This is a genomic window from Pseudomonas cavernae (assembly GCF_003595175.1).
Classification (GTDB): Bacteria; Pseudomonadota; Gammaproteobacteria; order Pseudomonadales; family Pseudomonadaceae; genus Aquipseudomonas; species Aquipseudomonas cavernae.
In genome coordinates, this window is record NZ_CP032419.1 from 49360 (window position 1) to 74186 (window position 24827).

Below are 24827 nucleotides of genomic sequence, written 5' to 3' on the forward strand. Positions count from 1 at the left end.
AAGGGCGCTTCCATAAGAAATGGCGCTATATCGTTCGTTTGAACTGATGCCAACCATGCAGCCAGGAAACTATCCAGTGGGGGGCTGCCGCGCCCGTGCCGGCGAGTTTCAACTGTGGATGATGTTCGATTACCCGGTCCAATAGCGGCTCCTGACCCGGTTCAACATCCACGAAAAGAATATGCTCGCCTTCTTTTACCTGTTCTTTAAGGTTGCGGAAGTGGGCGTTCGGCACCTGGATACCAAAAAAGCCACCTTCCCAGATGCAAAAACCCAAGACCACAACGGCAAGGAAGATAAAAGGCACCCAGCCCGCGGCGGATTCAGTCCAGCCCAACAAATAGGCGCCGCCAAGGATCAGCGCGGCGAGTGGCACGCCTATCACCGCACCAATCTCGCCGGAGTGAACAACATCTTGTTTCATAAAGGAGTTCACGTCGTGGAGATGATGCTGTTCTACATCAGCATCCTTTTCGCTAAGCACATGGATCTGCTCGGTATTGATGCCGTTGGCTTCCAATTCATTTTCAACGGTTTCAAGATCGTCGAGATTGTCGCTGATGTAATAGTGTCGGTTCATGACGCACCTCCCGCCTCGTGTTTGCTGTAGCCCCCTCTCCTGCACCTGTTGAGAGCGGCGCACACTGCTTGCCATCGGCAGGAAGTATAGCACCCAGGTTTTCGCGCCTAGCATGCGATGCCTTATGAGTCAAGGCCTAAAGCCAGCATCAGGGCCTGATGTGCCGCGACGAATTCTGCAGCACCGCGCCACCGACGAGTTCGCCCAATGCGACCAGAAACCGGTCCTCGAATCGGTCAAACTGGCAATCAAGCACCCAGGCCTGAATCCTCGCCAGGAGCCGCCGCTAGATTGCTCGCGAGGCCAGCAGCTGCCGCGGCCCTGAGCGCCGGCGGTGTGACTCTGCCTATGGCGTGGCAGTCAGTTAGCCAAAGCTCCGCTCTGGCTGCGCCGGGCGGGGGTGTAAGCTAGGTATAGTTTTGGACTTAGAGGTCGCCGCATGAGCCATCAGCCCTTTAACCCCTGCCCGGAAGACGAAGAAAGCGCGGAAGAAGCGCTACGGACTATCGTCGAGGGTTTCCAGCGCTTCCGCGAGGAAGTGTTTCCCCAGCAAGAAGCGCTGTTCAAGAAGCTCGCCCATGAGCAGAAGCCGCGCGCGATGTTCATCACCTGCGCCGACTCGCGCATCGTCCCCGAGCTGATCACCCAGAGCGCGCCGGGCGACCTGTTCGTCACCCGCAACGTCGGCAACGTGGTGCCGCCTTACGGGCAGATGAACGGCGGGGTGTCCACCGCCATCGAGTTTGCCGTCATGGCTCTCGGCGTGCACCACATCATCATCTGCGGCCACTCCGACTGCGGCGCGATGAAGGCGGTGCTCGACCCGCAGGCCCTCGAGCGCATGCCGACGGTGAAGGCCTGGCTACGGCATGCCGAAGTGGCGAAGACGGTGGTGGCGGAAAACTGCGGCTGCAGCGAGCGCGATACCTACGAGCTGCTCACCGAGGAGAACGTCGTCGCCCAACTCGACCACCTGCGCACCCACCCCTCGGTGGCGGCGCGCCTGGCCAGCGGGCAACTGTTCATCCATGGCTGGGTGTACGACATCGAGACCTGCGAGATCAAGGCCTACGATGCCGAGCAAGGGCGCTTCCGGGCGATCGGCGACGGCCCGCTGCCGATGGCCACGCCGCGCGCCCGCTACCTGCCCGGCTGAGCCGGGCGCGGCGCGCTCAACCCGCCGCGCGTTGGTTCTGCTGCAGCTGTAGCTCCACGCCGAGTCGGCGTGACAGGCACGGCCAGCGCTTCCAGGCTGCCTCGGTCTGTGGGCTGCTCAGGCGCTGGCGGTAGGCCTGCACCGAGTCCTGGGCGAAGGCGGCCTCGTCGAGCAGGCCGTCGACCGCGTGGTGCACGGCTTCGTCGAGCTGGTTGGCAAAGGGTTCGCCGATCAGCTGGTGGGCGATCAGGTTGGCGACCGTGGTATCCAGCGGAATCAGCGGCTGGCCGAGGTGGGCGATGTAGCGGTCGTTGACCTCTTCCACCAGGCGATGGGCCAGATAGGCCTCGTCGAGCAGGCCATCGAGGCCCTCATGGCCGGCCATCAGCGCCGGCGGCTGCAGGAAGAACTGCTCGGCCACTTGCAGCACCGGTTTGATCTGCGTCTCGATGCCGGCCTCGCGTGCCACCTCTTGGGCGGCCTCCAGCACATCCGGCACTTCTTCGATATAGGCGATGATAAAGCGCGTCAGCGCGCCGAGCGCATCCTGTTCCGGCAGGCGGATGGCCGGGTGCAGGCGGGGCAGTTGGGCTTCGAGTTGGCGCTGAAGGGATTGGCGGCTGGCTTCGTGCTGCTGGGCACGTTGAATCAATTCACGCACGGCGGACGTGTTCATGACGGCTCCTGAAATTAGGACATGAGAAGTGAGCGCAGAGAGACCTTAGCTGGCGTGCACGGCTGTGCTAAGACGCAATTGTCATAATTATTCAATGTTTATGCGCCGCCGATATATCACCCTTTCGCATGCATTGCCCCGTCGTGAGCCACCGTGGCGTTTAGGACAAGGCTTCGGCGCCTTCGGCCATTTTGCGTTTGCGATTGCCAGCCCCGAGTCGCTGGCTATACTCGGATTCGAAAGGCGTTACCTGATGACACCCGACTGCGCACCTCAGTGTTGAGAGTTCGGCCGTTAAATCAGCAGTATTGACAGCCGCTCCCTTAACCGCAGGCACAGCCGGCGGGATAACAAGAACGATAAGGGGAACCCGCAATGATGCGACATCCACGAGTCTGGATGGGACTCTTGTTGTGGTCGATATTCAGCCAGGCGCAGGCAGCCTGGGACGTGAATATGGCGCCGGGTGTTACGGCCGTCAGCCACGCAGTCTTCGATTTGCACATGACCATTTTCTGGATCTGCGCCGTCATCGGCGTGCTGGTCTTCGGTGCGATGTTCTGGTCGATGATCGTTCATCGGCGCTCCACCGGTCAGCAAGCCGCGCATTTCCATGAAAGCACCACGGTGGAAATTCTCTGGACCGTGGTGCCCTTCGTCATCTTGTTGGTGATGGCGATTCCGGCGACCAAAACGCTGATTGATATCTACGACACCAGCGAGTCGGACGTGGATGTCCAGGTCACCGGCTACCAGTGGAAGTGGCACTACAAGTACCTGGGCCAGGATGTCGAGTTCTTCAGCAACCTGACCACGCCGGCCGAGCAGATTAACAACCAGGCGCCGAAAGACGAAAACTACCTGCTGGAAGTCGACCAGCCGCTGGTGGTGCCGGTGGGCGCCAAGGTGCGCTTTCTGATTACCTCCGCCGATGTCATCCACTCCTGGTGGGTGCCGGCGCTGGCGGTCAAGCGTGACGCCATCCCCGGCTTCGTCAACGAGGCCTGGTCGCGCATCGAAAAGCCCGGCCTGTTCCGTGGCCAGTGCGCCGAACTGTGCGGCAAGGACCATGGCTTCATGCCGATAGTGGTGGAAGCCAAATCCAAGGAAGACTTCGCCACCTGGCTGGCCGAGCGCAAAGAAGAGGCGCTCAAGCTCAAGGAGCTGACCAGCAAGGAATGGACCCTGGACGAACTGGTCGCGCGCGGCGACAAGGTCTACCACACCTCCTGCGCGGCCTGTCACCAGCCTGAAGGCCAGGGCCTGCCGCCGATGTTCCCGGCGCTCAAGGGCTCGAAGATCGCCACCGGGCCAATAGCAGATCACCTCAATATCGTCTTCCACGGCAAGCCCGGCACGTCCATGGCGGCGTTCGGCAAGCAGCTGTCGGAAGTCGATATCGCCGCCGTCGTCACCTACGAACGCAACGCCTGGGGCAACAACAAGGGCGACATGGTGACCCCGCAAGATGTGCTGGCCCTGAAACAGGCGGAGGAGCAATGACCATGAACGCAGCGACCGAATCGGGCCACGTCGGCCTCGCCGATACCGGGCATGATCACCACCACGGCCCGGCCAAGGGCCTAATGCGCTGGGTGCTGACCACCAACCACAAGGACATCGGCACCCTGTACCTGTGGTTCAGCTTCGCCATGTTCCTGCTGGGCGGCAGCATGGCCATGGTGATCCGCGCCGAGCTGTTTCAGCCGGGTCTGCAGATCGTGCAGCCGGAATTCTTCAACCAGATGACCACCATGCACGGCCTGATCATGGTCTTCGGCGCGGTGATGCCGGCCTTCGTGGGCCTGGCCAACTGGATGATCCCGCTGATGGTCGGTGCGCCGGACATGGCCCTGCCGCGGATGAACAACTTCAGCTTCTGGCTGCTGCCAGCGGCCTTTGGCCTGCTGATCAGTACCCTGTTCAGCGCCGGCGGTGGGCCGGACTTCGGCTGGACCTTCTACGCGCCGCTGTCCACCACCTACGCGCCGGAAAGCGTCACCTACTTCATCTTCGCCATCCACCTGATGGGCATTAGCTCGATCATGGGCGCGATCAACGTGATCGCTACCATCCTCAACCTGCGCGCCCCCGGCATGACCCTGATGAAGATGCCGCTGTTCGTCTGGACCTGGCTGATCACCGCCTTCCTGCTGATCGCGGTAATGCCGGTGCTGGCTGGCTGCGTGACCATGATGCTGATGGACATCCACTTCGGCACCAGCTTCTTCAGCGCCGCCGGCGGCGGTGACCCGGTGCTGTTCCAGCACGTGTTCTGGTTCTTCGGCCATCCCGAGGTGTACATCATGATCCTGCCGGCCTTCGGCGCGGTCAGCTCGATCATCCCGGCGTTCTCGCGCAAGCCGCTGTTCGGCTACACCTCGATGGTCTACGCCACCGCGTCGATCGCCTTCCTGTCGTTCATCGTCTGGGCGCACCACATGTTCGTGGTCGGCATTCCGCTGGTCGGTGAGCTGTTCTTCATGTACGCCACCCTGCTGATCGCCGTGCCCACCGGGGTGAAGGTGTTCAACTGGGCGAGCACCATGTGGCAAGGCTCGCTGACCTTCGAGACGCCGATGCTGTTCGCGGTGGCGTTCGTCATCCTCTTCACCATCGGCGGCTTCTCCGGGTTGATGCTGGCCATCGCCCCGGCGGACTTCCAGTACCACGACACCTACTTCGTGGTCGCCCACTTCCACTACGTGCTGGTACCCGGGGCGATCTTCGGCATCTTCGCCTCGGCCTACTACTGGCTGCCGAAGTGGACCGGGCACATGTACGACGAGACCCTGGGCAAGCTGCATTTCTGGATGAGCTTCATCGGCATGAACATGGCCTTCTTCCCCATGCACTTCGTCGGCCTGGCCGGCATGCCGCGGCGAATTCCGGACTACAACCTGCAGTTCGCCGACTTCAACATGATCTCGTCGATCGGCGCGTTCATGTTCGGGGCGACCCAACTGCTGTTTCTGTTCATCGTCATCAAGTGCATCCGTGGCGGCCAGCCGGCGCCGGCCAAGCCTTGGGACGGGGCCGAGGGCCTAGAGTGGGCGGTGCCCTCGCCGGCGCCCTACCACACCTTCGTGACGCCACCGGAAGTGAAGTGAATCGACCATGAGCGCTGCGCTGAGTACCCGGAGCCTGATCAAGCGCCTGCTGTTGCTGGTGGTGGTGATGTTCGCCTTCGGCTTTGCCCTGGTGCCGATCTACGACGCGATGTGCAAGGCGTTCGGCATCAACGGCAAGACCGGCGGCGCCTTCACCGGTACGCAGACGGTGGACGAGCAGCGCCAGGTACGCGTGCAGTTTCTCGCCACCAATGCCGCGGACATGGTCTGGGACTTCAAGCCGAAGGCGGACGATCTGGTTGTGCACCCGGGGGCGGTCAACGAGATGCTGTTCATCGCCCACAACCCGACTGACAAGCCGATGACCGCCCAAGCGATTCCCAGTGTCGTGCCGTCCAAGGCGGCCGCGTATTTCCACAAGACCGAGTGTTTCTGCTTCACCCAGCAGATCCTGCAGCCGGGTGAGCGGATCGAAATGCCAGTGCGTTTCATCGTCGACCGCGATCTGCCCAAGGATGTTTACCACCTGACCCTCGGATACACGCTGTTCGACGTCACTGCCCGCAAACCGCCCGTTGCCAAGAACGGCGGCTGACGAGCCGAAAAGGAGAACAAAAACAATGGCAACCCACGAGCAGTATTACGTTCCCGCGCAGAGCAAGTGGCCGATCATCGCCACCCTCGGCCTGCTGATCACGGTCTACGGTCTCGGTACCTGGTTCAACGACCTCAAGGCGGCGCGGCCGGAATCCCATGGCCCGCTGATCTTCTTCGTCGGCGGGCTGATCCTCGCCTACATGCTGTTCGGCTGGTTCGGCAGCGTGATCAAGGAAAGCCGCTCCGGTATGTACAGTTCGCAGATGGACCGCTCGTTCCGCTGGGGCATGAGCTGGTTCATCTTCTCCGAGGTGATGTTCTTCGCCGCCTTCTTCGGCGCGCTGTTCTACGTGCGCACCTTCGCCGGGCCCTGGCTCGGTGGCGAAGGTGACAAGGGTGTGGCCAACATGCTGTGGCCGAACTTCCAGTTCGCCTGGCCGCTGCTCAATAACCCGGATTCCAAGCTGTTCCCACCGCCCAGCGCGGTGATCTCGCCCTGGGAGTTGCCGCTGCTCAACACCGTGCTGCTGGTCAGCTCCAGCGTCACCGTGACCTTCGCCCACCACGCGCTGAGGAAGAACAAACGCACACCTTTGAAGCTCTGGCTGGCATTGACCATCCTGCTCGGCGCCACCTTCCTGTTCTTCCAGGCCGAGGAATACATCCACGCCTACAAGGAGCTCGGTCTGACCCTCGGCTCGGGCATCTACGGCGCCACCTTCTTCATGCTCACCGGTTTCCACGGCGCCCACGTGACGCTTGGGGCGATCATCCTGACAGTGATGCTGGTCCGCATCCTGCGCGGACACTTCGATCCCGAGCATCACTTCGGCTTCGAGGCCGCCGCCTGGTACTGGCACTTCGTCGATGTGGTCTGGATCGGCTTGTTTACCTTCGTTTACGTGCTGTAACGGCGGTTGTAGCAGGGGTGCCCGGCGGGGGAGCCGGGCTACCAGGTGGCATGGCTGACCAGTTGGCCGCTGTAGAAGCCCCAGGCGATCAGCGCCAGGGTCAGACCGGCGAGAATCACCCGCAGGGTCAGGGCATTGACCACGCGCGAGCCGTGGCCCTCGTCCTTGACCAGGAAGAACAGGCCACTGAACAGGCTCGCCACGGTGGCCAGCAGCATGAGGACGATTGCAGCCTTGAGCATAGCGAGACTCCGGAGGTAGGGGATGCAGTTCAGTATAGCCAGACAGCAGGACGGATTCGGGAGGGGCGCATGAGCCGTTTCCGTCCCGACCTGCTGCCGACCCTGGTGGTCCTGGCGCTGTTGCCACTGCTGATCGGCCTGGGCTTCTGGCAGCTCGCCCGCGCCGAGGACAAGCGTGCCCTGCTGGCCAGCTACGAGGCGCGTCGCAGTGCCCCGGCCAGCGATCTCAACCGGCTGGAACACAGCACCGATCCGGCCTACCGGCGCGTGCGTCTGCACGGCCATTTCGATGCGCAGTACAGCCTGCTGCTGGACAACCGCATGCGCGATGGCCGGGCCGGCGTCGAGCTGTTGCAACCCTTCTACGATCAGGCCAGCAATCTCTGGCTGCTGCTCAACCGCGGCTGGCTGCCCTGGCCGGATCGGCGCATTGCACCAGCCTTCACCACGCCGCCGGGCACCCAGGAGCTAGAGGCCTGGATCTATGTACCGCTCGGCGCGGCCTTCCAGCTGCATGCCGATCGCCCAGGTGGCGCCTGGCCGCGGCTGATCACCGCGGTCGAGCCGCGGGCGCTGTGGCAGCAACTGGGCCGGGCCGGCCTGCCTTACGAACTGCGTATCCAGCCGGGGCTGGCGGCCTACCGCGCCGACTGGCCGGTGGTGGCCATGGCGCCGGAAAAACATCAGGCCTATGCCGTGCAGTGGTTCGCCCTGGCGGCGGCGTTGTGCGGCTTGTTCATCTACTTCGGACTACACAATGCACGGGAGAATCAGCATGGGCGTCGCCATGAATCCAGCCACCAACACAGCTGAGGTGAGGCCGCGCGGCCGGGGCCGTGGGCGCTTGCAGCTGATCCTCCTGTTGGCGGTGGTAATCGGCCCGATGGTTCTGGCCTCGGCCATGTACTACGGGCGCTTCTGGGTGCCGGAGGGGCGCAGCTACCACGGTAGCCTGATCGGCAACGGCCAGAGCCGCGCCGATCTCGGCGTGCAGGTGGGCACCGAGACGCGCTGGCAACTGCTGGTCACCGCGCCGGCCGGCTGTGCCGCGGATTGCCGTGAGCTGGTCTATCTGGCCCGGCAGATCCAGATCGGCCTCGGTCGCGAAGCCTCGCGTGCCACCCATGCGCTGGCCGCCGCGGAGCCGTTGGCGGCGGATTACCAAGCCGTGCTGCAGCGCGACTATCCGCAACTGCAGCGCTATCCGCTGAACCGCCAGCAGTACGACCAGGCCAGCGAAGGCGCGACGGGCCCGCACCTGTGGATAGTCGATCCGCATGGCAATCTGGTGCTGCGCTATGACAACCAGGTCAAGGGCAAGGCGGTACTCAACGACCTGCGCCTGCTGCTGAAACTGTCGAATATCGGTTGAAGGGGATGCCCATGCGCAAGCCCGGATTTCGCATTGCCGTGCTCGCCACTTTGTTGGCGGTGGTGGTGGTGCTGCTCGGTGCCTACACCCGCCTGACCCATGCCGGCCTCGGCTGTCCGGACTGGCCGGGCTGCTACGGCTTCATCGGCGTACCGCAGAGCGACGTGCAGCTGGCCCATGCCGAACAGCACTTCCCCGATGCGCCGGTGGAAGCGCACAAGGGCTGGAACGAGATGGTCCACCGTTATTTCGCCGGCAGCCTCGGCCTGCTGATTCTCGGCCTCGCGGTGCATGCCCTGCGGCGCCGCGGCCGCGAGCAGCAGCCGCTGAAACTGCCGCTGCTGCTGCTCGCTGTGGTGATCGCCCAGGCCGCCTTCGGCATGTGGACGGTGACCCTGAAACTCTGGCCGCAGGTGGTCACCGCCCACCTGCTCGGCGGCTTCACCACCCTGGCGCTGCTGTTCCTCCTCAGCCTGCGCCTGTCCGGCGCCTTCGCCTCGTTGTCGGCCCTGCCGAGTCGCCTGCGGCAACTGGCGGCCCTGGGGCTGGCGCTGGTGATCGGCCAGATCGCCCTGGGTGGCTGGGTCAGCTCCAATTACGCGGCAGTGGCCTGCATCGATCTGCCGACCTGCCACGGCCAGTGGTGGCCGGCGATGGACTTCGCCAACGGCTTCCACCTGAGCCAGCACATCGGCCCCAACTACCTCGGCGGCCAGCTCGACAGTGAGGCGCGCACCGCCATCCACCTGACCCACCGCCTCGGTGCGCTGGTCGTCAGCCTGGCGTTGCTCGGCCTGGCCTGGCAGCTCTGGCGCCACGGCCTGGGCAAGCTGGCCGGCCTGTTGCTGCTGGCTCTCGCTGTGCAGATCAGCCTCGGCGTCAGCAACGTGCTGCTGCACCTGCCGCTGCCGGTGGCGGTGGCGCACAACGGTGGCGGCGCCGCCCTGTTGCTGATGCTGGTGCTGATCAATTACCGCCTGCGCGCGCCAACGGCGAAGCGTGCGGCGCAACCGCTCGATAACGGCTCCACGGCGACCCGGCTGCACTCCGGCAACGCCGCCTGAATACCCGAACAAGGAGAACCGCCATGGCCACTCTACTGCGCGAACATCAGGCCCACGCCAGCTGGCGCGACTATCTGGAGCTGACCAAGCCGAAGGTGGTGGTGCTGATGCTGATCACCTCGCTGGTCGGCATGTTCCTCGCCACCCGCGCCGGCGTGCCCTGGACCGTGCTGCTGTTCGGCAACCTGGGTATCGGCCTGTGTGCCGGCGGTGCGGCGGCGGTCAACCATGTGGTCGATCGGCGCATCGATTCGGTCATGGCGCGCACCCACAAACGGCCGCTGGCCGAGGGGCGGGTGTCGCCACTGGCGGCGCTGAGCTTCGCGCTGCTGCTGTCGGTCGCCGGCATGCTGGTGCTGCTGACCTTCACCAACGAGTTGACCGCCTGGCTGACCCTGGCCTCGCTGCTCGGCTATGCGGTGCTCTACACCGGCTTCCTCAAGCGCGCCACGCCGCAGAACATCGTCATCGGCGGGTTGGCCGGGGCGGCGCCGCCGCTGCTCGGCTGGGTGGCGGTCACCGGTCATCTGGAGCCGGGGGCGTTCCTGCTGGTGCTGATCATCTTCGCCTGGACCCCGCCGCACTTCTGGGCCCTGGCCATCCATCGCAAGGCGGAATACGCCAAGGCCAACATCCCGATGCTGCCGGTGACCCACGGCGAGCACTACACCAAGGTGCATATCCTGCTCTACACCCTGGTGCTGCTGGCGGTGAGCCTGTTGCCGTTCGCCATTCACATGAGCGGACTGCTCTATCTCGCCAGCGCCCTGCTGCTCGGCGGGCGCTTCCTGCGCTGGGCCTGGGTGCTGTACCGTGACAGTCAACCGCACGCGGCGATCAATACCTTCAAGTACTCTATTGCCTACTTGTTCCTGCTGTTTATCGCCCTACTTGTCGATCACTACCTGTTGCTGAGCCTATGACCCGCACCCAGAAAACCGTCTTCGTTCTCATCGCTCTGGTCACCCTGGTATTCGGCCTGACCGTCTACAAGGTGCTCGATGGCCGCAGCCAGGGCGACCCGGCGGCGCTGATCGATGCCGGCATCATCCTCCTGCCGCAGAGCCGCGACCTGCCGGCGCTGAGCCTGAGCAATCAGGACGGCCAGGCGGTGCAAGTCGATGAATTGAAGGGCAAGTGGAGCCTGCTGTTCTTCGGCTACACCTTCTGCCCGGACATCTGCCCGACCACCCTCGCCCAGCTGCGCGAGCTCAAGGGCAAGCTGCCGCCGGAGGCGCTCGAACGCTTGCAGGTGTACCTGGTCAGCGTCGACCCGCAGCGCGACACGCCGGTGCAGCTCAAGCAATACCTGGGCTATTTCGATCCCAGCTTCCAGGGCCTGACCGGCGAGCTGGTCAACATCCAGAAGCTCGCCAACGCGGTGAGCATCCCGTTCATCCCGGCGGATACCCGCAAGCCCAACTACACCGTCGATCACAGCGGCAACCTGGTGATCATCGGTCCGGACGGCACTCAGCGCGGCTTCATTCGCGCGCCGTTAAACAACCAGAAGCTCGCCGTGCAGCTGCCGCAGTTGCTGGCGACGGACAACTAGCCCTCGCACCAGGACGTGCCGATGCCCGATGCGGCCCATTTCAGTCGCCTGGACGGCACTGCTTGGCGGGTTACGCCGCTGCGCGGCTAACCCACCCTTGTATCTCGACTATCGTCCCGTGAGGGGGATAGTCCCCGACTGATCATCGGGGGAGGGCCTGGAAGTCGTACCCACCCTAAGGCCTCGAGCCAGCTTTGTAGATAGTGCTCCAGCCCTCCACACTCACTCGAACAGTCCGAACGGTATCTAGGGCCCACGACAGGTGAGAGCTCGCATTCACAAGGTAGGGCCGGGTGCAGTGATGATCATCCTGAATGGATTAGCTGAGGAGTCTTCATGTCCAGCATCGTCGGCATCGACATCGCCAAGCACAGTTTCGACATCGCCACCCTGCAAACCAACGGTAAGTACCGCACTAAGGCCAAGTTGGCCAACAGCGCCGCCGGTTTCCAGGTACTCCAGGAGTGGCTGCAGCAGTACGCCGAGCCGGGTGCCTGGCTCGTGATGGAGGCCACCGGCACCTATCACGAGGCGCTGGCCGAGCACCTGCACGGCCTGGGCTACCGGGTCTGTGTGATGAATCCCGCGCAGCTTGCCAGCTACGCCCGGAGCCAGCTGCAGCGGGTCAAGACGGACCAGGTCGACGCCAAGCTGATGGCCAGCTACGGCCAGCGGCACGTGGATGAGTTACGCGCCTGGCAGCCCGAGCCACCGGCGATACGCCGCCTGCGCGCGTTGGTGCGGCGTCTGCAGGACCTCAAGGAGATCGAGCAGATGGAGCGCAATCGCCTGGATGTCGCCGATGCCAGCGTGCAGGATTCGATCCGTTCGGTGCTGGAGCATGTCGAGCAGCAGATTGCCGAGACCCTGCAGGCCATCCGGGCACACATCGATGACGATCCGGGCCTGCGCGGTAAGCGCGATCTGCTGGTCAGCATCGATGGCATCGGCGAGCAGACGGCCGCCTTGCTCCTGGCGGAGCTGGGCGATCCGCTACAGTTCAAGAATGCCCGGGCGATCACCGCGTTCGCCGGGTTGAACCCGAAGCTGCAGGAGTCGGGCCAGCACAAGGGCCACGTGCGCATCTCCCGCGTGGGCTCGGCTCGTCTGCGCACCGGCCTGTACATGCCGGCGGTCGTCTCGCTGACCCACAATCCGGCCATCAAAGCCCTGGCACAGCGCCTGCGAGCCCGCGGCAAAGCCGGCAAGCAGATCGTCTGCGCGGCGATGCGCAAACTGCTGCACATCGCCTATGGCGTACTCAAGTCGGGCCAACCCTTTGATGCTCGCCTGGCCCTTGCCCACTGAGTGACAAGACGGTATCTACACAAGCGCTGCTCGATACCTAACCGATACGTGGCCAATGCAAAAGCCCGCTCGAGTGAGCGGGCTTTTTGCTTTCCAGTGTGTAGAACCTGTTCAAGATCGTCGCGAGCGCAGGTCAGGCAAGGCGAAAACAGGCGAGGGCGCGGAGTTTACAGTTGTAAATGAGCAGCCCGAGCCTGTTTTCAACGCAGCATGACCAAGCGCAGCAGATATTGGACGGGTTCTCAGAACGCTGGAACGATGGCGCCCTTGTACTTCTCCAGGATGAACTGCTTCACCTCCGGGCTGTGCAGCGCGGTCACCAGCTTCTGCATGGCGGCGCCGTCCTTGTTGTCGGGGCGCGCCACCAGGATGTTGACGTACGGCGAGTCGGCGCCTTCGATCACCAGCGCGTCCTTGGCCGGATCGAGCTTGGCCTCCAGGGCGTAGTTGGTGTTGATCAGGGCCAGGTCGACCTGGCTCAGCACGCGCGGCAGGGTCGCGGCTTCCAGCTCACGCACCTTCACGCTCTTCGGGTTCTCGGCGATGTCCTTCGGCGTGGCGGTGATGCTCTGGTTGTCCTTGAGCTTGATCACCCCGGCCTTGTCCAGCAGCAACAGGGCGCGGCCGCCGTTGGTGGCGTCGTTGGGGATCACCACGGTGGCGCCCTGCGGCAGCTCGGCGAGGCTCTTGATCTTGGTCGAATAGGCGCCCAGCGGCTCGATGTGCACGCCGGCGACGCTGACCAGGTTGGTCTTGCGGCTGCTGTTGAACTCGTCCAGATACGGCTGGTGCTGGAAGAAGTTGGCGTCCAGACGCTTCTCGGCGACCTGCACGTTGGGCTGCACGTAGTCGGTGAACACCTTGACGTTCAGCTCCACGCCTTGCTTGGCCAGGGTCGGCTTGAGGAACTCGAGGATCTCCGCGTGCGGCACCGCGGTGGCGGCCACGCTCAGCGCTTCCGCCTGGGCGGAGAAGCTGGCGACTACGGCCAGGGCTGCGAACAGTTTCTTCATCATTGACTCCTTGTGGGATCTACGACGCGGGTCCGCGGGTAGCGGTCGCCGCGCAAGGTTTCTACTTACGGGAAAAATGTACGACCAGACGGTCGCCGACGCTTTGCAGCACTTGCACCAGCACCAGCAGCAGGACCACGGTGACCACCATCACATCCGGCTGGTAACGCTGGTAGCCGTAGCGCACGGCCAGGTCGCCGAGGCCACCGCCGCCGATCAGGCCGGTCATCGCCGTGTACGACACCAGGGTGATGGCGGTAACGGTGATGGCGGCGATGATCCCCGGCCGCGCTTCCGGCAGCAGGGCGTTGAGGATGATCTGCCGGGTCGTCGCGCCCATCGCCTGGGTCGCTTCGATGATGCCGCGGTCGACCTCGCGCAGGGCGGTCTCCACCAGCCGCGCGAAGAACGGCGTGGCGCCGACCACCAGCGGTGGAATGGCGCCGGCGACGCCCAGCGAGGTGCCGGCGAGCAGCACCGTCAGCGGGATCATCACGATCAGCAGGATGATGAACGGCAGCGAACGCAGGACGTTGGTGACCAGCGACAGCACCCGATACAGGCCCTTGTGTTCGAACAGCTGGCGCGGCCCGCTGAGAAACAGCAGCACGCCCAGCGGCAGGCCGAGGAGCACGGTGAACAGCAGCGAGCCGCCGAGCATCAGCAGGGTGTCGAGGGTCGCCTGCCAGATCTCCAGCCAGTCGATATTGCTAAAGAACTCGCTCATCCGCGCAGCACCTCCACATGCACGTCGGCGACATTCAACTGGCTCATCGCCGCCTCCAGATCGCCGCCGGTGAGGGCCAGGGTCAGCTGGCCGTAGGGGGTGTCCTTGATGCGGTCGATGCGCCCGGCGAGGATGCTGTAATCCACCCCGGTCTCGCGCGCCACGGTGCCGAGCAGCGGCGCGTAGGTGGCCTCGCCCTGGAAGGTCAGGCGCAGGATGCGCCCCGGCACGTGGGCGAAGTCGTCGAGCTGCTCGTTCTCGTCGACCTGCTCGGCCTCCAGTACGAAGCGCCGGGTGGTGGGATGCTGCGGATGGAGGAACACCTCGGCCACCGGCCCCTGTTCGACTATCACGCCGGCGTCCATCACCGCCACGCGGTCGCAGACGCGGCGGATCACGTCCATCTCGTGGGTGATCAGCACTATGGTCAGCTTCAGCTCGCGGTTGATCTCCGCCAGCAGTTGCAGGACTGACGCGGTGGTCTGCGGGTCGAGGGCGCTGGTGGCTTCGTCGCAGAGCAAAATCTTCGGCCGCGTGGCCAGCGCGCGGGCGATGCCGACGCGCTGCTTCTGGCCGCCGGAGAGCTGCGCCGGGTATTTGTTGGCGTGCTCGCTCAGGCCGACGCGGGCGAGTAGCTCGGCGACCCGCTGGTCGATCTTGCGCCGGGGCAGTTCGCCGGCCAGCTTGAGCGGCAGGGCGACGTTGTCGGCGACTGTCTTCGAGGCCAGCAGATTGAAGTGCTGGAAGATCATCCCGACCTGCTGACGAAAACGCCGCAGGCCATCGGCGTCGAGCGCGGTGATGTCGTCGCCGGCGATGCGGATGCGCCCGCCGGAGGGTTCCTCGAGGCGATTGATCAGGCGTAGCAGGGTGCTCTTGCCGGCCCCGGAATGGCCGATCAGGCCGAACACCTCGCCATCGGCGATGGCCAGGGTGGTGGGCTGCAGCGCAGGAATGCTGCGGCCGTTGACGAGATACGCCTTGTGGACGCGGTCAAAATCAATCACGAAAACGAACCTTTTGGGTGCGAAGTTATAGCGAGCGTAGGCGGTTGGCCGAAGGCGCGCATTCTAGCCTGCCGGCTTATGCAATCTTAGCTTTTGTTGTCTTGGTGGCCGATGAAAAAGGCATAAGCCGATAAGCGGCTGGCCGTAGGATGGGTTGAGGCGCGCAGCGTCTATACCCATCGATCCGTGCCGCATGGGTAGCGCTGCGCTCAACCCAGCCTACGGAGCGCGGAGGGTGCGCTGCGTTTAACGCGTCGGGCTGAGCAGCAGGCGCGGCGCGGCATCGGGCTTGAGGTCCTGGACCAGGCGCAGGGCATAGCCGGGCTGCAGGCGCTTGACCCGTGCCGACAGCAGCGAGGCGACCCAGGGGTAGTCCTTGGCTTGGCGCACCTGCACGCGCACCGCGCAATCGAACTGCACCACGTCGGCGGCGACGCGGTCGAGCAGCTGGCGCAGCGCCTCGTTGTCCTGGCTGTCGAGCATCGGCAGCGGCACCACGCTGGTTGCGGCCGCCGGGTCGATCAAGTGCGGCTTGGGTTCGCTCGGCGCGTTCGGCAGGGCGGTGGCCTGCACCGCCGCGGCCTGGCGTTCGGCGGCCAGGCGCAGTTGTTTGGCCTGCTCGGCACGCGCCGCGGCTTCCTTGGCGGCGGCTTCGGCCTGCGCCTTGGCCGCGGCGGCCTGGGCGGCGCTCTGTTTGGCGCTGCGCGCCTGGCTGATCGCGCTGTCCAGTCCGGTGGTCAGCGCCGGCGCCTGCGGCATCAGGCTGCGCGCCTGGGCCAGGGCCGTGCTGGCGGTATCCAGATCACCTCTTTGCAGCGCGCTCTGGCCCTGCTGCATATAGGCATCGGCGAGACGCCGTTGCAGCGATTCCAGGCGGGTGTCGCCGGCGGCGCGTGGCTGCAGGGCGGCGAGCTGGCTTTCGGCGCTGCTCAACTGGCCGCGGTCGATGCTCTGCTCGAGTTGGCTGAGGGCGGCGACCAAGTCATCGGTCGGCAGGTTGGTGACCTGTTGCGGGGCGCTCTGGCACGCGGCCAGCAGCAGACTGATTGCGACAATGGACAGACAACGGGAGGCGTACTGCGTCATTCCGGTAGTTCTCGATTAGCGCAAAAGCGCGCAAGTCTACACTGCGCGCCGCCTGGAGCCCAAAAGCGGCGCGGCATTGGCGCCGGTTCTGTGGCGTCAGCAGGCGTCAGGCGTGGCGCCGCGGCAGGGCAAAGCTGCAGAGAAACAGGCTGGCGGCGGCCACTACTATGGACGGCCCGGCCGGGGTGTCCTGGAACCACGACAGCGCCAGCCCGGCGCCCACCGCGAGCAGGCCGAGCAGGCTGGCGCCGATCGCCATCTGCTCCGGGGTGCGGGCGTGGCGCTGGGCGGCGGCGGCGGGAATGATCAGCAGCGAGGTGATCAGCAGCACGCCGACTATCTTCATCGCCACCGCGATCACCACCGCGATCAGCAGCATCAGCGCCAGGCGCAGGCCGGCCACCGGCAGGCCTTCGACCTTGGCCAGCTCCTCGTGCACGGTCACCGCCAAGAGCGGTCGCCACAGGCCGAGCAGGGCCAGCAGCACCAGCGCGCTGCCGCCGACTATCCAGGCCAGGTCGGTGGGGCTGACGGCCAGCAGGTCGCCGAACAGGTAGCCCATCAGGTCGATGCGCACGTCCTGCATGAAACTCAGCACCACCAGGCCGAGCGACAGGGTGGTCGGCGCGAGGATGCCGAGCAGGGTGTCGGAGGCCAGCGGCTGGCGCTGCTGCAGGGTCACCAGCAGCACGGCGAGGAGCAGGCAGCCGGCGGTCACCGCCAGGGTCGGGCTGACGTTCAGCAGCAGGCCGAGGGCGACGCCGAGCAGCGCGGCGTGCGACAGGGTATCGCCGAAATAGGCCATGCGCCGCCAGACCACGAAGGCGCCGAGCGGGCCGGCGACCAGCGCCAGGGTGAGGCCGGCGATCAGGGCGTTGAGGAGAAAATCAGGCATGCTTGCAGCCGTCTCCGTGCACATGCGGTTGCCCGGAGACCGGGTTGAGGATGGTCAGCCCGCCGCCGGGCGGGCTGACCACCGCGCCGTGCAGGTCGTGGGCGTGATCGTGATGGTGGTGATAGACCGCCAGGGCCGGCGCGGCGCTGCCGAACAGCTCGACGAAGGCCGGGTCGTTGCCGACCTGTTCCGGGTGGCCTGAGCAGCACACGTGATGGTTGAGGCAGACCACCTGATCGGTGGTGCTCATCACCAGATGCAGGTCGTGGGAAACCATCAGCACGCCACAGCCGTGGCGGTCGCGCAGGCGGGTGATCAGCTGGTACAGCTCGGCCTGGCCGGCGACGTCGACACCCTGCACCGGCTCGTCGAGGACCAGCAGTTGCGGCTCGCGCAGCAGCGCGCGGGCCAGCAGCACGCGCTGCAGTTCGCCGCCGGAGATGCTCTGCAACGGGCTGTCGATCACCTGTTCGGCGCCGACTTCGGCCAGCGCCGCCAGCGCGCTGGTGCGCTTGACGCCCGGCACCAGGCGCAAAAAGCGCAGCACCGAGAGCGGCAGGGTGGAGTCGACGTGCAGCTTCTGCGGCATGTAGCCGATGCGCAGCTTGGGCTTGCGCCACACGCTGCCGCTGTCGGGCTGCAGCAGGCCGAGCACGGCGCGCACCAGAGTGGTCTTGCCGGCGCCGTTGGGGCCGATCAGGGTGACGATCTCGCCGGGCTGCACGCTCAGCTGCACATCGCTGAGCACCGGCTGGCCGGCGAAGCTGACGCCGACGCCGTCGAGTTGGATCAGCGCCGTGCTCATTCGGCGCTCCGGCAGCCGGCACAGACGCCGACCACTTCCACGGTCTGCTGCTCGACGCTGAAACCCACCGCGCCGGCACTGTCGACAATGGCCTGGCTGATCGCCGCCTGCTGCAGCTCGATGGCCGCGTGGCAGTGGCGGCAGATGAGGAACTGGCCCTGGTGCGCGTGCGCCGGATGGTTGCAGCCGACGAAGGCGTTGAGCGAGGCGATGCGGTGCACCAGGCCGTTGTCGAGGAGGAAATCCAGCGCCCGGTAGACGGTCGGCGGCGCCGCGCGGCGGCCGTCTTCCTCGGTCAGTACGCCGAGGATGTCGTAGGCGCCGAGCGGCTTGTGGCTCTGCCACACCAGCTCCAGCACGCGCTTGCGCAATGCGGTCAGGCGCAGGCCCTGGCGCGCGCACAGTTGCTCGGCCTCGGCGAGGGCGTTGTGCACGCAGTGGGAATGATCGTGGGGGCGCGAGGCCAGTGGCGTGAGCATCATCGGCGGCGACGGTGGCGGATAGAGACGTTATTCTATAACTCTTTACCCGCTGAGTGTGCGACCGTGAAGTCTTTCCTCTCCCTATGCCTCCTGACTGTCCTGAGCGCCACGGCGCAGGCCGAGGTGCGGCTGCTGACCAGCATCAAACCGCTGCAATTGATCGCCGCGGCGGTGCAGGACGGCGTCGGCCAGCCCGACGTGCTGCTGCCGCCGGGCGCCTCGCCGCACCACTATGCGTTGCGTCCCTCGGATGTGCGGCGGGTTGGCGAGGCGGACCTGCTGTACTGGATCGGCCCCGATCTGGAAGGCTTCCTGCCGCGCGTGCTGAGCGGCCGCAGCGCGCCGAGCGTCGCCGTGCAGAGCCTGCCGGGGCTGCAGTTGCGGCATTTCGCCGAGGGCCACGAGCATGCCGGCGCAGATGAGGATCACGACGAGCATGACCACGCGCACCGCCCCGGCACGCTGGACGCCCACCTGTGGCTGCTGCCGGCCAACGCGCGGGTGATCGCGACGCAGATGGCCGCCGCTCTGGCCGCCGCCGACCCGAGCAATGCGGCGCGCTACCAGGCCAACCTGAAGGCCTTCGAGCAGCGCCTGGGCGCCCTCGACCAGCGCCTCAAGCAGCGCCTGCAGGCTGTGGCGGGCAAGCCCTATTTCGTCTTTCACGAGGCCTTCGACTACTTCGAGGCGGCCTATGGCCTCGAGCATGCCGGGGTCTTCAGCGTCGCCGCCGAGGTGCAGCCGGGCGCCCGCCACGTCGCGGCGATGCGCGCGCGCCTGCAGCAGGCCGGGCCGAGCTGCGTGTTCAGCGAGCCGCCGCTGCGCCCGCGCCTGGCCGAGACCCTGAGCGCCGGGCTGCCGGTCAAGCTGGCCGAACTGGATGCGCTGGGCAGCGGCGTGGCGGTGGATGCCCAGGGTTACGAGCGGCTCTTGAGCAATCTCGCCGAGTCGTTGGGTGGTTGCCTGGAAGCCTTGTAGCAGAGCGCTCGCAGACATTGATGCCGGTCAATACCGGCGCGCGTTCGGCCCCCTAGTCTGCCCCCGTGGCCCGCCCATTGCGGGCCCAGGAATGGGGGAAAACGCAGTGACGCAACTGGTCTGGCAGAACGACCTGAACACCGGCATCGCGGTGATCGACAACCAGCACAAACGCATAGTCGAAATGATCAACCGGCTGTACAGCGCGCGCCACGGCGGTGGCGGCCGCCCCGCGGTGGCGGGCGTGATCGAGGAGTTGGTCGACTACACGCAGTCGCACTTCGCCTTCGAGGAAACCCTGATGGAGGACGCCGGCTACCCGCTGAGCCGCGCGCACAAGAAGGTCCACGAGCTGTTCATCCGTCGTGTCGACGAATACCGCCTGCGCTTCAAGGCCGGTGAAGACGTCGCCGAGGAGCTGCAGCAATTGCTCGCGCGCTGGCTGTTCAACCATATCCGCAACGACGACGCCGGCTACGCCGCCACGGTGCGCCAGAGCATGGCTACGCTGGTCGGTGACCGCAGCGAAGGCGGCTGGCTGGCGCGCTCGCTGCGGCGCTTCTTCGGCGGCGTGCCGGCCTAGCGGGTTCAGCGCGCCAGGTTGTGGATCGAGGGCGCCGGGATGTAGCAGTGGCCGCCACCGGAGTAGCAGGGCTGGAGGGCGGCGGTGCGCGCCGAGAGACTGGGCTTGAAGCTGGCCGCGGCGAGCAGCGCGACGAGGGCGGCCAGCGAGAGGCCGACAAAGAGTTTCCGGGCAGAGTGCGGCATGTGGAGCTCCGGCGCCTCGTAAGGGCGCATCTGTTGTTGTTGTCCGGTCACCATAGGCCTGCGCCGTCGCGTTGTCCCTCCCCCAAATGGAGTAGCCCGGGGAAATACGATGAGCGGCGCCGTGGACGGCTAGCCTGTCTAAGGTGTCTATAACCCTGTCGCACAGGAGGAGTGGCCATGCCCAAGTCCGGCCAGGAACCGCAGAACCGCACTTCGGCCGAGCTGCCGCTGCAGCCGGCGTCGCTGGACATCTGGGACAGCAAGTACCGCCTGCGCGACAAGCGCGGGCGGCCCGTCGACGCCGATCTCGACGGCACCTGGCAGCGGCTGGCGCAGGCGCTGGCGGCGGTCGAGCGGGATGCCGACAGCCGCGCGTACTGGGCCGAGCGCTTCCTCTGGGCGCTGCGCAACGGCGCCATTCCGGCCGGACGGATCATCGCCAACGCCGGCGCCGAGGCGCACAAGCCGGCCACTTCGACGATCAACTGCACGGTGTCGGCCAGTATCCGCGATTCGATGGACGCCATCCTCGGCAAGCTCCACGAGGCCGGCCTGACGCTCAAGGCCGGCTGCGGCATCGGCTACGAGTTCAGCACCCTGCGCCCGCGCGGCGCCTATGTCTCGGGCGCCGGCGCCTACACCAGCGGGCCGCTGTCGTTCATGGATATCTACGACAAGATGTGCTTCACCGTCAGCTCCGCCGGCGGGCGGCGCGGCGCGCAGATGGCCACCTTCGACATCGCCCACCCGGACGTGCGCGAGTTCATCCGCGCCAAGCGCGAGGACGGCCGGCTGCGCCAGTTCAACCTGAGCCTGCTGATCAGCGACGACTTCATGCAGGCGGTCGAGGACGACGGCGACTGGCCGCTGCTGTTCCCCCTGCACGGCCATGAGCGCACCGACTTCGACCTCGGCGACCCGGCCCGCGTGCGCTGGCGCGACTGGCCGCTGCACGAGGGTTACGTGGTCGACGCCGAGGGGCGAGTGGCCTGCAAGGTCTACGGCCAGGTCAAGGCCCGCCATCTGTGGGACATGATCATGCTCGCCACCTACGACTACGCCGAGCCGGGCTTCATCCTCATCGATCGGGTCAATGAGTGGAACAACAACTGGTGGTGCGAGAGCATCCGCGCCACCAACCCCTGCGGCGAGCAGCCGCTGCCGCCCTACGGCGCCTGCCTGCTCGGCTCGATCAACCTCACCGGTTTCGTCCTCGAGCCGTTCGCCGCCCAGGCGCGTTTCGACTGGGAGCGCTTCCGCGAGGTGGTGCGGGTGTTCACTCGCCTGCTCGACAACGTGGTCGAGCTCAATGGCCTGCCGTTGGCCGAGCAGCGTGCGGAGATCCTCGCCAAGCGCCGGCATGGCATGGGCTTTCTCGGCCTCGGCTCGGCGCTGTGCCTGCTCAAGCTGCGCTATGGCAGCGCCGAGGCCTGCGCGTTCACCGAGCAGGTGGCGCGCGAGCTGGCCCTGGTCGGCTGGGAGGAAGCGCTGCAGCTGGCCAAGGAGAAAGGCCCGGCGCCGCTGCTCAGTGAGGAGTTCGCGGTGAGCGCGCAGATGCTGCGCCTGCGCCCGGAAATGGCCGCCGACGGCTATAAGCTCGGCGACCGGGTGCCCGGCCGGGTGCTGCACGCCAGGTATTCGCGCTATATGCAGCGCCTCGCCGAGCACGCGCCGCAACTGGTCGCCGCGCTGGCCGAGCACGGCGCGCGCTTCACCCACCACAGCTCCATCGCGCCCACCGGCACCATCAGCCTGAGCCTGGCCAACAACGCCTCGAATGGCATCGAACCGAGCTTCGCCCACCAGTATTCGCGCAACCTGATCCGCCCCGGGCGCAAGAGCAAGGCCAAGGTCGAGGTGCTCAGCTACGAGCTGCTGGCCTACCGCAACCTGGTCAATGCCGGCGCCAAGCCCGGCGCCGGGCGCCTGCCCGACTACTTCGTCAGCGCCGACGAGATCAGCCCGCAGGAGCACGTGGACATCCAGGCGGCGGCGCAGAAATGGGTCGACTCGTCGATCTCCAAGACCGCCAACGTGCCCACCGACTACCCCTTCGAGCAGTTCAAGGACATCTACCGCTACGCCTGGCGTCAGGGCCTCAAGGGCTGCACCACCTTCCGCTTCAACCCGGCGGCGTTCCAGGGCGTGCTGGTCAAGGACGCCGACCTGACCAACACCCGCTACCGCTTCGAGCTGGAGGACGGCAGCGTGGTCGAGCTCAAGGGCAACGAGGAGGTGGAATACGACGGCGAGGTGCACAGCGCCGCCAACCTGTTCGAGGCGCTGAAGGAAGGCTATTACGGCAAGTATTGAGGCGTTTTCTCCGCGCTCCCTCTGCTGGGCGCGCGGAGTCCGTAGGGTGGATGACGCTTTTTTCATCCACCGGCTTTGCGGTGGAAAACGCTGCGCGGTTTTCCACACTACGGCCTACCTCCAGCCCGCTTCGAGGAGCGTCCGATGAGCATCAAGATCAGCCAGAAGATCAAGCGCTTCGCGGTGGTCGACGCGGAGGCCGAGCGCGCCCGCCAGGCCGCCGCGGAAGCCGCCGCCGTGGTGCAGATGGACGAGACCCTGCAGCGCCCGGAGACCCTGGTCGGCGCCACCTATAAGATCAAGTCGCCGCTGTTCGAGCACGCCCTGTACGTGACCATCAACGACATCGTCCTCAACCCCGGCACGCCCCACGAGCAGCGCCGGCCGTTCGAGATCTTCATCAATTCCAAGGGCATGGAGCACTTCCAGTGGATAGTCGCGCTGACGCGGATTATGTCGGCGGTGTTCCGCAAGGGCGGCGACTGCACTTTCCTGGTCGAGGAGCTGCAGGCGGTGTTCGACCCGCGCGGCGGCTACCTCAAGCGCGGCGGTGGCTACATGCCGTCGATCGTCGCCGAGATCGGTGCGGTGCTGGAACGCCATCTGATCGCCATCGGCCTGATGGAAGGCCCGCAGCTCGGCGAGGAACAGCGCCTGTACCTGGCCGAGAAGCGCGCTGCCTACGAGGCGCGTCTGGGCGTGTCGAAGGCCGAACCGGGCGAAGGCTTCCCGCCCGGCGCGCAGCTCTGTGGCAAGTGCAGCACCCAGGCGGTGGTGCAGATGGAAGGCTGCGCCACCTGCCTGAATTGCGGCTATTCCAAGTGCGGGTGAGACGGCAACAGGCGAACGCCCGGGCCGGGATGGCCGGGCGGGGGGGCTATGACACGGAGCGGCGCCAGGGGGGGGCTAGCCGAATACCGGTGCTGCCGCCGTGCCGAGCTGAGCGAAGCAGAACGAAGCGCTACAACGCGAACGGCAACGGCACGCTGTTCCGCTGGCGCTGCGTCAGCTGCTGGCGGTATTCACCGGGGTCCTTGATCAGCACCGCCTGGCCGGCGAAGGCTTCGGCGGCGATCAGCCGCGACAGCCAGAAGCGCACGCAGGCGACCCGCAGCAGGGTCGGCCACAGCTCGGCCTCGGCCGGGGTGAACGGCCGCAGCGTGGCGTAGGCGCCGAGCAGCGCGCGCGCGCACGGCGCGTCGAGGCTGCCGTCGGCCTCCGAGCACCAGTCGTTCACGGCGATCGCCAGGTCGTAGAGCATGGGACCGGCGCAGGCGTTGTAGAAGTCGATCACCCCGGACAGGTGGTTGCCGTCGAACAGCACGTTATCGCGGAACAGGTCGGCATGCAGGTTGGCGCGCGGCAGGGCGAGGATCTGCGCGTGGCGGCTGGCGATTTCCGCCAGCGCCGCGCGCAGCAACGGCACCTCGGCGTCGGTCAGCTGCAGGGCCAGGCTCGGGCCTTCGGCGAGCATCCAGTCGAGGCCGCGATCGCTGCGGCGTTCGAGGATGCGCGAGCGGGTCGCCAGGTGCAGGCGCGCCAGCAGCGTGCCGACTTCGGCGCAGTGATGGGTGTTGGCATAGGTGACGTGCTTGCCGGGCAGCCGTGGTTGCAGCAGCGCCGGTTTCTCCGCCAGGCTGCGCAAGGCCTCGCCCGTGCTGGTGCGCAGGGCGTAGGGCACCGGCAGCTCGGCGGCGTGCAGTACGTCGAGCAGTTCGAGGAAGAACGGCAGGTCCTGGCGCGGGCCGCGCTCGACCAGGGTGAGCACGTATTCGCCCTGCTCCAGGCTGACGAAGAAGTTGCTGTTCTCGCTGCCGGCGGCGATGCCCTGGAAGTCCTTCAGCCGGCCGAGCCCGTAGGGGGCGAGAAAGGCCTCCAGTTCGTGGCGCTCGAGGGGGGTGAACACCGACATTCTCAGCCCTGCCTTACCATTTAAAGATCTCCCAGGCCGGGATCAGCATGTCCGGGTAGTCGGAGCGCACGAAGTTGCCATCGCTGCCGTCGGCACGCACCAGGAAGTAGGGCTTGCCGGTCTTCGGCGTGACCTTGATGGCATAGAGGAAGCCGTTGACCCGGTATTCCTGAATGGTCTTGTCACCTTCCTGGCGGATGGTCACGTCCGGCTCACCACTCGGCTGCTCATCGGCGGCGTGCGCCGCCAGCGGGCTGAGGACGAGCAGGCTGGCCAGCACCAGGCGGTTGAGTGTGCGCATGATAACCT

28 protein-coding genes are annotated in these 24827 nt (G+C 65.9%); 15 read left to right on the plus strand and 13 right to left on the minus strand.

All coding sequences use genetic code 11. From position 1 onward, the window contains the following. Positions 1 to 25: 25 nt before the first annotated feature. On the minus strand, positions 26 to 580 hold the full coding sequence (locus tag D3880_RS00255) for a magnesium transporter (RefSeq protein WP_119895633.1): 555 nt from the start codon (positions 578 to 580) through the stop codon (positions 26 to 28). 439 nt (positions 581 to 1019) lie between these two features. Here D3880_RS00255 and D3880_RS00260 point away from each other — a divergent pair, with 439 nt between their 5' ends. After that, positions 1020 to 1736: a carbonic anhydrase gene (locus D3880_RS00260; RefSeq protein ID WP_119891547.1), complete on the plus strand. Its 717-nt coding sequence runs from the start codon at positions 1020 to 1022 to the stop codon at positions 1734 to 1736. Positions 1737 to 1752: 16 nt separating this feature from the next. Here the strand turns inward: D3880_RS00260 and D3880_RS00265 are convergent, their stop codons facing one another. After that, on the minus strand, positions 1753 to 2412 hold the full coding sequence (locus tag D3880_RS00265; RefSeq protein WP_119891548.1) for a hypothetical protein: 660 nt from the start codon (positions 2410 to 2412) through the stop codon (positions 1753 to 1755). Positions 2413 to 2787: 375 nt separating this feature from the next. Between D3880_RS00265 and coxB the strand changes: the two genes are divergently transcribed. From coxB to D3880_RS00285, 4 genes are read left to right on the plus strand one after another with little or no spacing between them, the layout of a single operon-like run. Continuing rightward, on the plus strand, positions 2788 to 3915 hold the full coding sequence (coxB, locus tag D3880_RS00270) for a cytochrome c oxidase subunit II (protein WP_119891549.1): 1128 nt from the start codon (positions 2788 to 2790) through the stop codon (positions 3913 to 3915). A gap of 2 nt (positions 3916 to 3917) precedes the next feature. Then, positions 3918 to 5522: a cytochrome c oxidase subunit I gene (gene ctaD, locus D3880_RS00275; protein ID WP_119891550.1), complete on the plus strand. Its 1605-nt coding sequence runs from the start codon at positions 3918 to 3920 to the stop codon at positions 5520 to 5522. A gap of 7 nt (positions 5523 to 5529) precedes the next feature. Further along, complete coding sequence (locus tag D3880_RS00280; protein WP_119891551.1) at positions 5530 to 6078, plus strand: cytochrome c oxidase assembly protein; 549 nt, start codon at positions 5530 to 5532, stop codon at positions 6076 to 6078. Between the two features lie 25 nt (positions 6079 to 6103). Further along, entirely contained in the window at positions 6104 to 6991 is an 888-nt protein-coding gene (locus D3880_RS00285; protein WP_119891552.1) for a cytochrome c oxidase subunit 3, read from the plus strand. A gap of 38 nt (positions 6992 to 7029) precedes the next feature. Here the strand turns inward: D3880_RS00285 and D3880_RS00290 are convergent, their stop codons facing one another. Next, a complete protein-coding gene (locus tag D3880_RS00290) occupies positions 7030 to 7233 on the minus strand; it encodes a twin transmembrane helix small protein (protein ID WP_119891553.1) in 204 nt (67 codons plus the stop codon). 69 nt (positions 7234 to 7302) lie between these two features. Here D3880_RS00290 and D3880_RS00295 point away from each other — a divergent pair, with 69 nt between their 5' ends. The 6 genes from D3880_RS00295 to D3880_RS00320 all read left to right on the plus strand — a co-directional run bounded on the left by D3880_RS00295 (position 7303) and on the right by D3880_RS00320 (position 12532). After that, positions 7303 to 8046: an SURF1 family protein gene (locus D3880_RS00295; RefSeq protein ID WP_119891554.1), complete on the plus strand. Its 744-nt coding sequence runs from the start codon at positions 7303 to 7305 to the stop codon at positions 8044 to 8046. After that, a complete protein-coding gene (locus tag D3880_RS00300; RefSeq protein ID WP_119895634.1) occupies positions 8009 to 8605 on the plus strand; it encodes a hypothetical protein in 597 nt (198 codons plus the stop codon). The genes D3880_RS00295 and D3880_RS00300 overlap by 38 nt, the downstream gene beginning before the upstream one ends. Positions 8606 to 8616: 11 nt before the next feature. Continuing rightward, positions 8617 to 9669, plus strand: a complete 1053-nt coding sequence (locus D3880_RS00305; protein ID WP_119891555.1) for a COX15/CtaA family protein — start codon at positions 8617 to 8619, stop codon at positions 9667 to 9669. Positions 9670 to 9692: 23 nt separating this feature from the next. Then, entirely contained in the window at positions 9693 to 10592 is a 900-nt protein-coding gene (gene cyoE, locus D3880_RS00310; RefSeq protein WP_119891556.1) for a heme o synthase, read from the plus strand. Next, complete coding sequence (locus tag D3880_RS00315) at positions 10589 to 11224, plus strand: SCO family protein (protein WP_119891557.1); 636 nt, start codon at positions 10589 to 10591, stop codon at positions 11222 to 11224. The genes cyoE and D3880_RS00315 overlap by 4 nt, the downstream gene beginning before the upstream one ends. A gap of 336 nt (positions 11225 to 11560) precedes the next feature. Then, positions 11561 to 12532 carry an IS110 family RNA-guided transposase gene (locus tag D3880_RS00320; RefSeq protein WP_119891558.1) on the plus strand — a complete coding sequence of 324 codons (972 nt, stop codon included), beginning with the start codon at positions 11561 to 11563 and terminating at the stop codon, positions 12530 to 12532. A 242-nt stretch (positions 12533 to 12774) separates the two neighbouring features. Here D3880_RS00320 and D3880_RS00325 read toward each other — a convergent pair whose 3' ends face one another. From D3880_RS00325 to D3880_RS00355, 7 genes are all read right to left on the minus strand, one after another. After that, positions 12775 to 13545: a MetQ/NlpA family ABC transporter substrate-binding protein gene (locus D3880_RS00325; protein WP_119891559.1), complete on the minus strand. Its 771-nt coding sequence runs from the start codon at positions 13543 to 13545 to the stop codon at positions 12775 to 12777. A 61-nt stretch (positions 13546 to 13606) separates the two neighbouring features. Then, complete coding sequence (locus D3880_RS00330; RefSeq protein ID WP_119891560.1) at positions 13607 to 14272, minus strand: methionine ABC transporter permease; 666 nt, start codon at positions 14270 to 14272, stop codon at positions 13607 to 13609. Further along, positions 14269 to 15279 (minus strand): methionine ABC transporter ATP-binding protein, encoded by a 1011-nt coding sequence (locus tag D3880_RS00335; RefSeq protein ID WP_119891561.1) that lies wholly within the window; start codon positions 15277 to 15279, stop codon positions 14269 to 14271. The genes D3880_RS00330 and D3880_RS00335 overlap by 4 nt, the downstream gene beginning before the upstream one ends. 246 nt (positions 15280 to 15525) lie before the next feature. After that, complete coding sequence (locus D3880_RS00340) at positions 15526 to 16365, minus strand: hypothetical protein (RefSeq protein ID WP_119891562.1); 840 nt, start codon at positions 16363 to 16365, stop codon at positions 15526 to 15528. A 106-nt stretch (positions 16366 to 16471) separates the two neighbouring features. Beyond that, positions 16472 to 17260, minus strand: a complete 789-nt coding sequence (gene znuB, locus D3880_RS00345; protein WP_119891563.1) for a zinc ABC transporter permease subunit ZnuB — start codon at positions 17258 to 17260, stop codon at positions 16472 to 16474. After that, positions 17253 to 18065, minus strand: coding sequence for a zinc ABC transporter ATP-binding protein ZnuC (gene znuC, locus D3880_RS00350; RefSeq protein ID WP_119891564.1), 813 nt, complete (start codon positions 18063 to 18065; stop codon positions 17253 to 17255). The genes znuB and znuC overlap by 8 nt, the downstream gene beginning before the upstream one ends. Next, the gene (locus D3880_RS00355; RefSeq protein ID WP_119895636.1) at positions 18062 to 18547 is read right to left on the minus strand and encodes a Fur family transcriptional regulator; all 486 of its coding nucleotides are present in this window, start codon (positions 18545 to 18547) and stop codon (positions 18062 to 18064) included. The genes znuC and D3880_RS00355 overlap by 4 nt, the downstream gene beginning before the upstream one ends. A 63-nt stretch (positions 18548 to 18610) precedes the next feature. Here D3880_RS00355 and znuA point away from each other — a divergent pair, with 63 nt between their 5' ends. Together znuA and D3880_RS00365 are read left to right on the plus strand one after the other, a co-directional pair. Further along, positions 18611 to 19525 (plus strand): zinc ABC transporter substrate-binding protein ZnuA, encoded by a 915-nt coding sequence (gene znuA, locus D3880_RS00360; protein WP_238474389.1) that lies wholly within the window; start codon positions 18611 to 18613, stop codon positions 19523 to 19525. A 106-nt stretch (positions 19526 to 19631) separates the two neighbouring features. Continuing rightward, entirely contained in the window at positions 19632 to 20108 is a 477-nt protein-coding gene (locus D3880_RS00365; protein WP_119891565.1) for a bacteriohemerythrin, read from the plus strand. A 5-nt stretch (positions 20109 to 20113) separates the two neighbouring features. On the opposite strand, the gene D3880_RS00370 is transcribed toward D3880_RS00365, so the two are convergent. Then, positions 20114 to 20293 (minus strand): hypothetical protein, encoded by a 180-nt coding sequence (locus D3880_RS00370; protein ID WP_119891566.1) that lies wholly within the window; start codon positions 20291 to 20293, stop codon positions 20114 to 20116. Between the two features lie 177 nt (positions 20294 to 20470). Here D3880_RS00370 and D3880_RS00375 point away from each other — a divergent pair, with 177 nt between their 5' ends. Together D3880_RS00375 and D3880_RS00380 are read left to right on the plus strand one after the other, a co-directional pair. Continuing rightward, positions 20471 to 22606 (plus strand): adenosylcobalamin-dependent ribonucleoside-diphosphate reductase, encoded by a 2136-nt coding sequence (locus D3880_RS00375; protein WP_119891567.1) that lies wholly within the window; start codon positions 20471 to 20473, stop codon positions 22604 to 22606. A 144-nt stretch (positions 22607 to 22750) separates the two neighbouring features. Then, on the plus strand, positions 22751 to 23437 hold the full coding sequence (locus D3880_RS00380) for a TSCPD domain-containing protein (RefSeq protein ID WP_119891568.1): 687 nt from the start codon (positions 22751 to 22753) through the stop codon (positions 23435 to 23437). A gap of 130 nt (positions 23438 to 23567) precedes the next feature. On the opposite strand, the gene D3880_RS00385 is transcribed toward D3880_RS00380, so the two are convergent. After that, entirely contained in the window at positions 23568 to 24518 is a 951-nt protein-coding gene (locus D3880_RS00385; protein ID WP_119891569.1) for a homoserine kinase, read from the minus strand. A 13-nt stretch (positions 24519 to 24531) separates the two neighbouring features. After that, positions 24532 to 24819, minus strand: coding sequence for a DUF2782 domain-containing protein (locus tag D3880_RS00390; RefSeq protein ID WP_119891570.1), 288 nt, complete (start codon positions 24817 to 24819; stop codon positions 24532 to 24534). Positions 24820 to 24827 lie beyond the last annotated feature (8 nt).

Bases quoted from the DNA above. Each gene is read 5' to 3' on its own strand.
- D3880_RS00325 (WP_119891559.1), bottom strand. From the start codon at position 13,545: ATGAAGAAACTGTTCGCAGCCCTGGCCGTAGTCGCCAGCTTCTCCGCC.
- znuB (WP_119891563.1), bottom strand. From the start codon at position 17,260: ATGCCTGATTTTCTCCTCAACGCCCTGATCGCCGGCCTCACCCTGGCG.
- D3880_RS00340 (WP_119891562.1), bottom strand. From the start codon at position 16,365: ATGACGCAGTACGCCTCCCGTTGTCTGTCCATTGTCGCAATCAGTCTG.
- znuC (WP_119891564.1), bottom strand. From the start codon at position 18,065: ATGAGCACGGCGCTGATCCAACTCGACGGCGTCGGCGTCAGCTTCGCC.
- D3880_RS00390 (WP_119891570.1), bottom strand. From the start codon at position 24,819: ATGCGCACACTCAACCGCCTGGTGCTGGCCAGCCTGCTCGTCCTCAGC.
- cyoE (WP_119891556.1), top strand. From the start codon at position 9,693: ATGGCCACTCTACTGCGCGAACATCAGGCCCACGCCAGCTGGCGCGAC.
- D3880_RS00370 (WP_119891566.1), bottom strand. From the start codon at position 20,293: ATGCCGCACTCTGCCCGGAAACTCTTTGTCGGCCTCTCGCTGGCCGCC.
- D3880_RS00385 (WP_119891569.1), bottom strand. From the start codon at position 24,518: ATGTCGGTGTTCACCCCCCTCGAGCGCCACGAACTGGAGGCCTTTCTC.
- D3880_RS00265 (WP_119891548.1), bottom strand. From the start codon at position 2,412: ATGAACACGTCCGCCGTGCGTGAATTGATTCAACGTGCCCAGCAGCAC.
- D3880_RS00285 (WP_119891552.1), top strand. From the start codon at position 6,104: ATGGCAACCCACGAGCAGTATTACGTTCCCGCGCAGAGCAAGTGGCCG.
- D3880_RS00280 (WP_119891551.1), top strand. From the start codon at position 5,530: ATGAGCGCTGCGCTGAGTACCCGGAGCCTGATCAAGCGCCTGCTGTTG.
- D3880_RS00375 (WP_119891567.1), top strand. From the start codon at position 20,471: ATGCCCAAGTCCGGCCAGGAACCGCAGAACCGCACTTCGGCCGAGCTG.
- D3880_RS00355 (WP_119895636.1), bottom strand. From the start codon at position 18,547: ATGATGCTCACGCCACTGGCCTCGCGCCCCCACGATCATTCCCACTGC.
- D3880_RS00380 (WP_119891568.1), top strand. From the start codon at position 22,751: ATGAGCATCAAGATCAGCCAGAAGATCAAGCGCTTCGCGGTGGTCGAC.
- D3880_RS00315 (WP_119891557.1), top strand. From the start codon at position 10,589: ATGACCCGCACCCAGAAAACCGTCTTCGTTCTCATCGCTCTGGTCACC.
- D3880_RS00260 (WP_119891547.1), top strand. From the start codon at position 1,020: ATGAGCCATCAGCCCTTTAACCCCTGCCCGGAAGACGAAGAAAGCGCG.
- D3880_RS00300 (WP_119895634.1), top strand. From the start codon at position 8,009: ATGGGCGTCGCCATGAATCCAGCCACCAACACAGCTGAGGTGAGGCCG.
- D3880_RS00305 (WP_119891555.1), top strand. From the start codon at position 8,617: ATGCGCAAGCCCGGATTTCGCATTGCCGTGCTCGCCACTTTGTTGGCG.
- ctaD (WP_119891550.1), top strand. From the start codon at position 3,918: ATGAACGCAGCGACCGAATCGGGCCACGTCGGCCTCGCCGATACCGGG.
- coxB (WP_119891549.1), top strand. From the start codon at position 2,788: ATGATGCGACATCCACGAGTCTGGATGGGACTCTTGTTGTGGTCGATA.
- D3880_RS00255 (WP_119895633.1), bottom strand. From the start codon at position 580: ATGAACCGACACTATTACATCAGCGACAATCTCGACGATCTTGAAACC.
- D3880_RS00295 (WP_119891554.1), top strand. From the start codon at position 7,303: ATGAGCCGTTTCCGTCCCGACCTGCTGCCGACCCTGGTGGTCCTGGCG.
- D3880_RS00320 (WP_119891558.1), top strand. From the start codon at position 11,561: ATGTCCAGCATCGTCGGCATCGACATCGCCAAGCACAGTTTCGACATC.
- D3880_RS00290 (WP_119891553.1), bottom strand. From the start codon at position 7,233: ATGCTCAAGGCTGCAATCGTCCTCATGCTGCTGGCCACCGTGGCGAGC.
- D3880_RS00330 (WP_119891560.1), bottom strand. From the start codon at position 14,272: ATGAGCGAGTTCTTTAGCAATATCGACTGGCTGGAGATCTGGCAGGCG.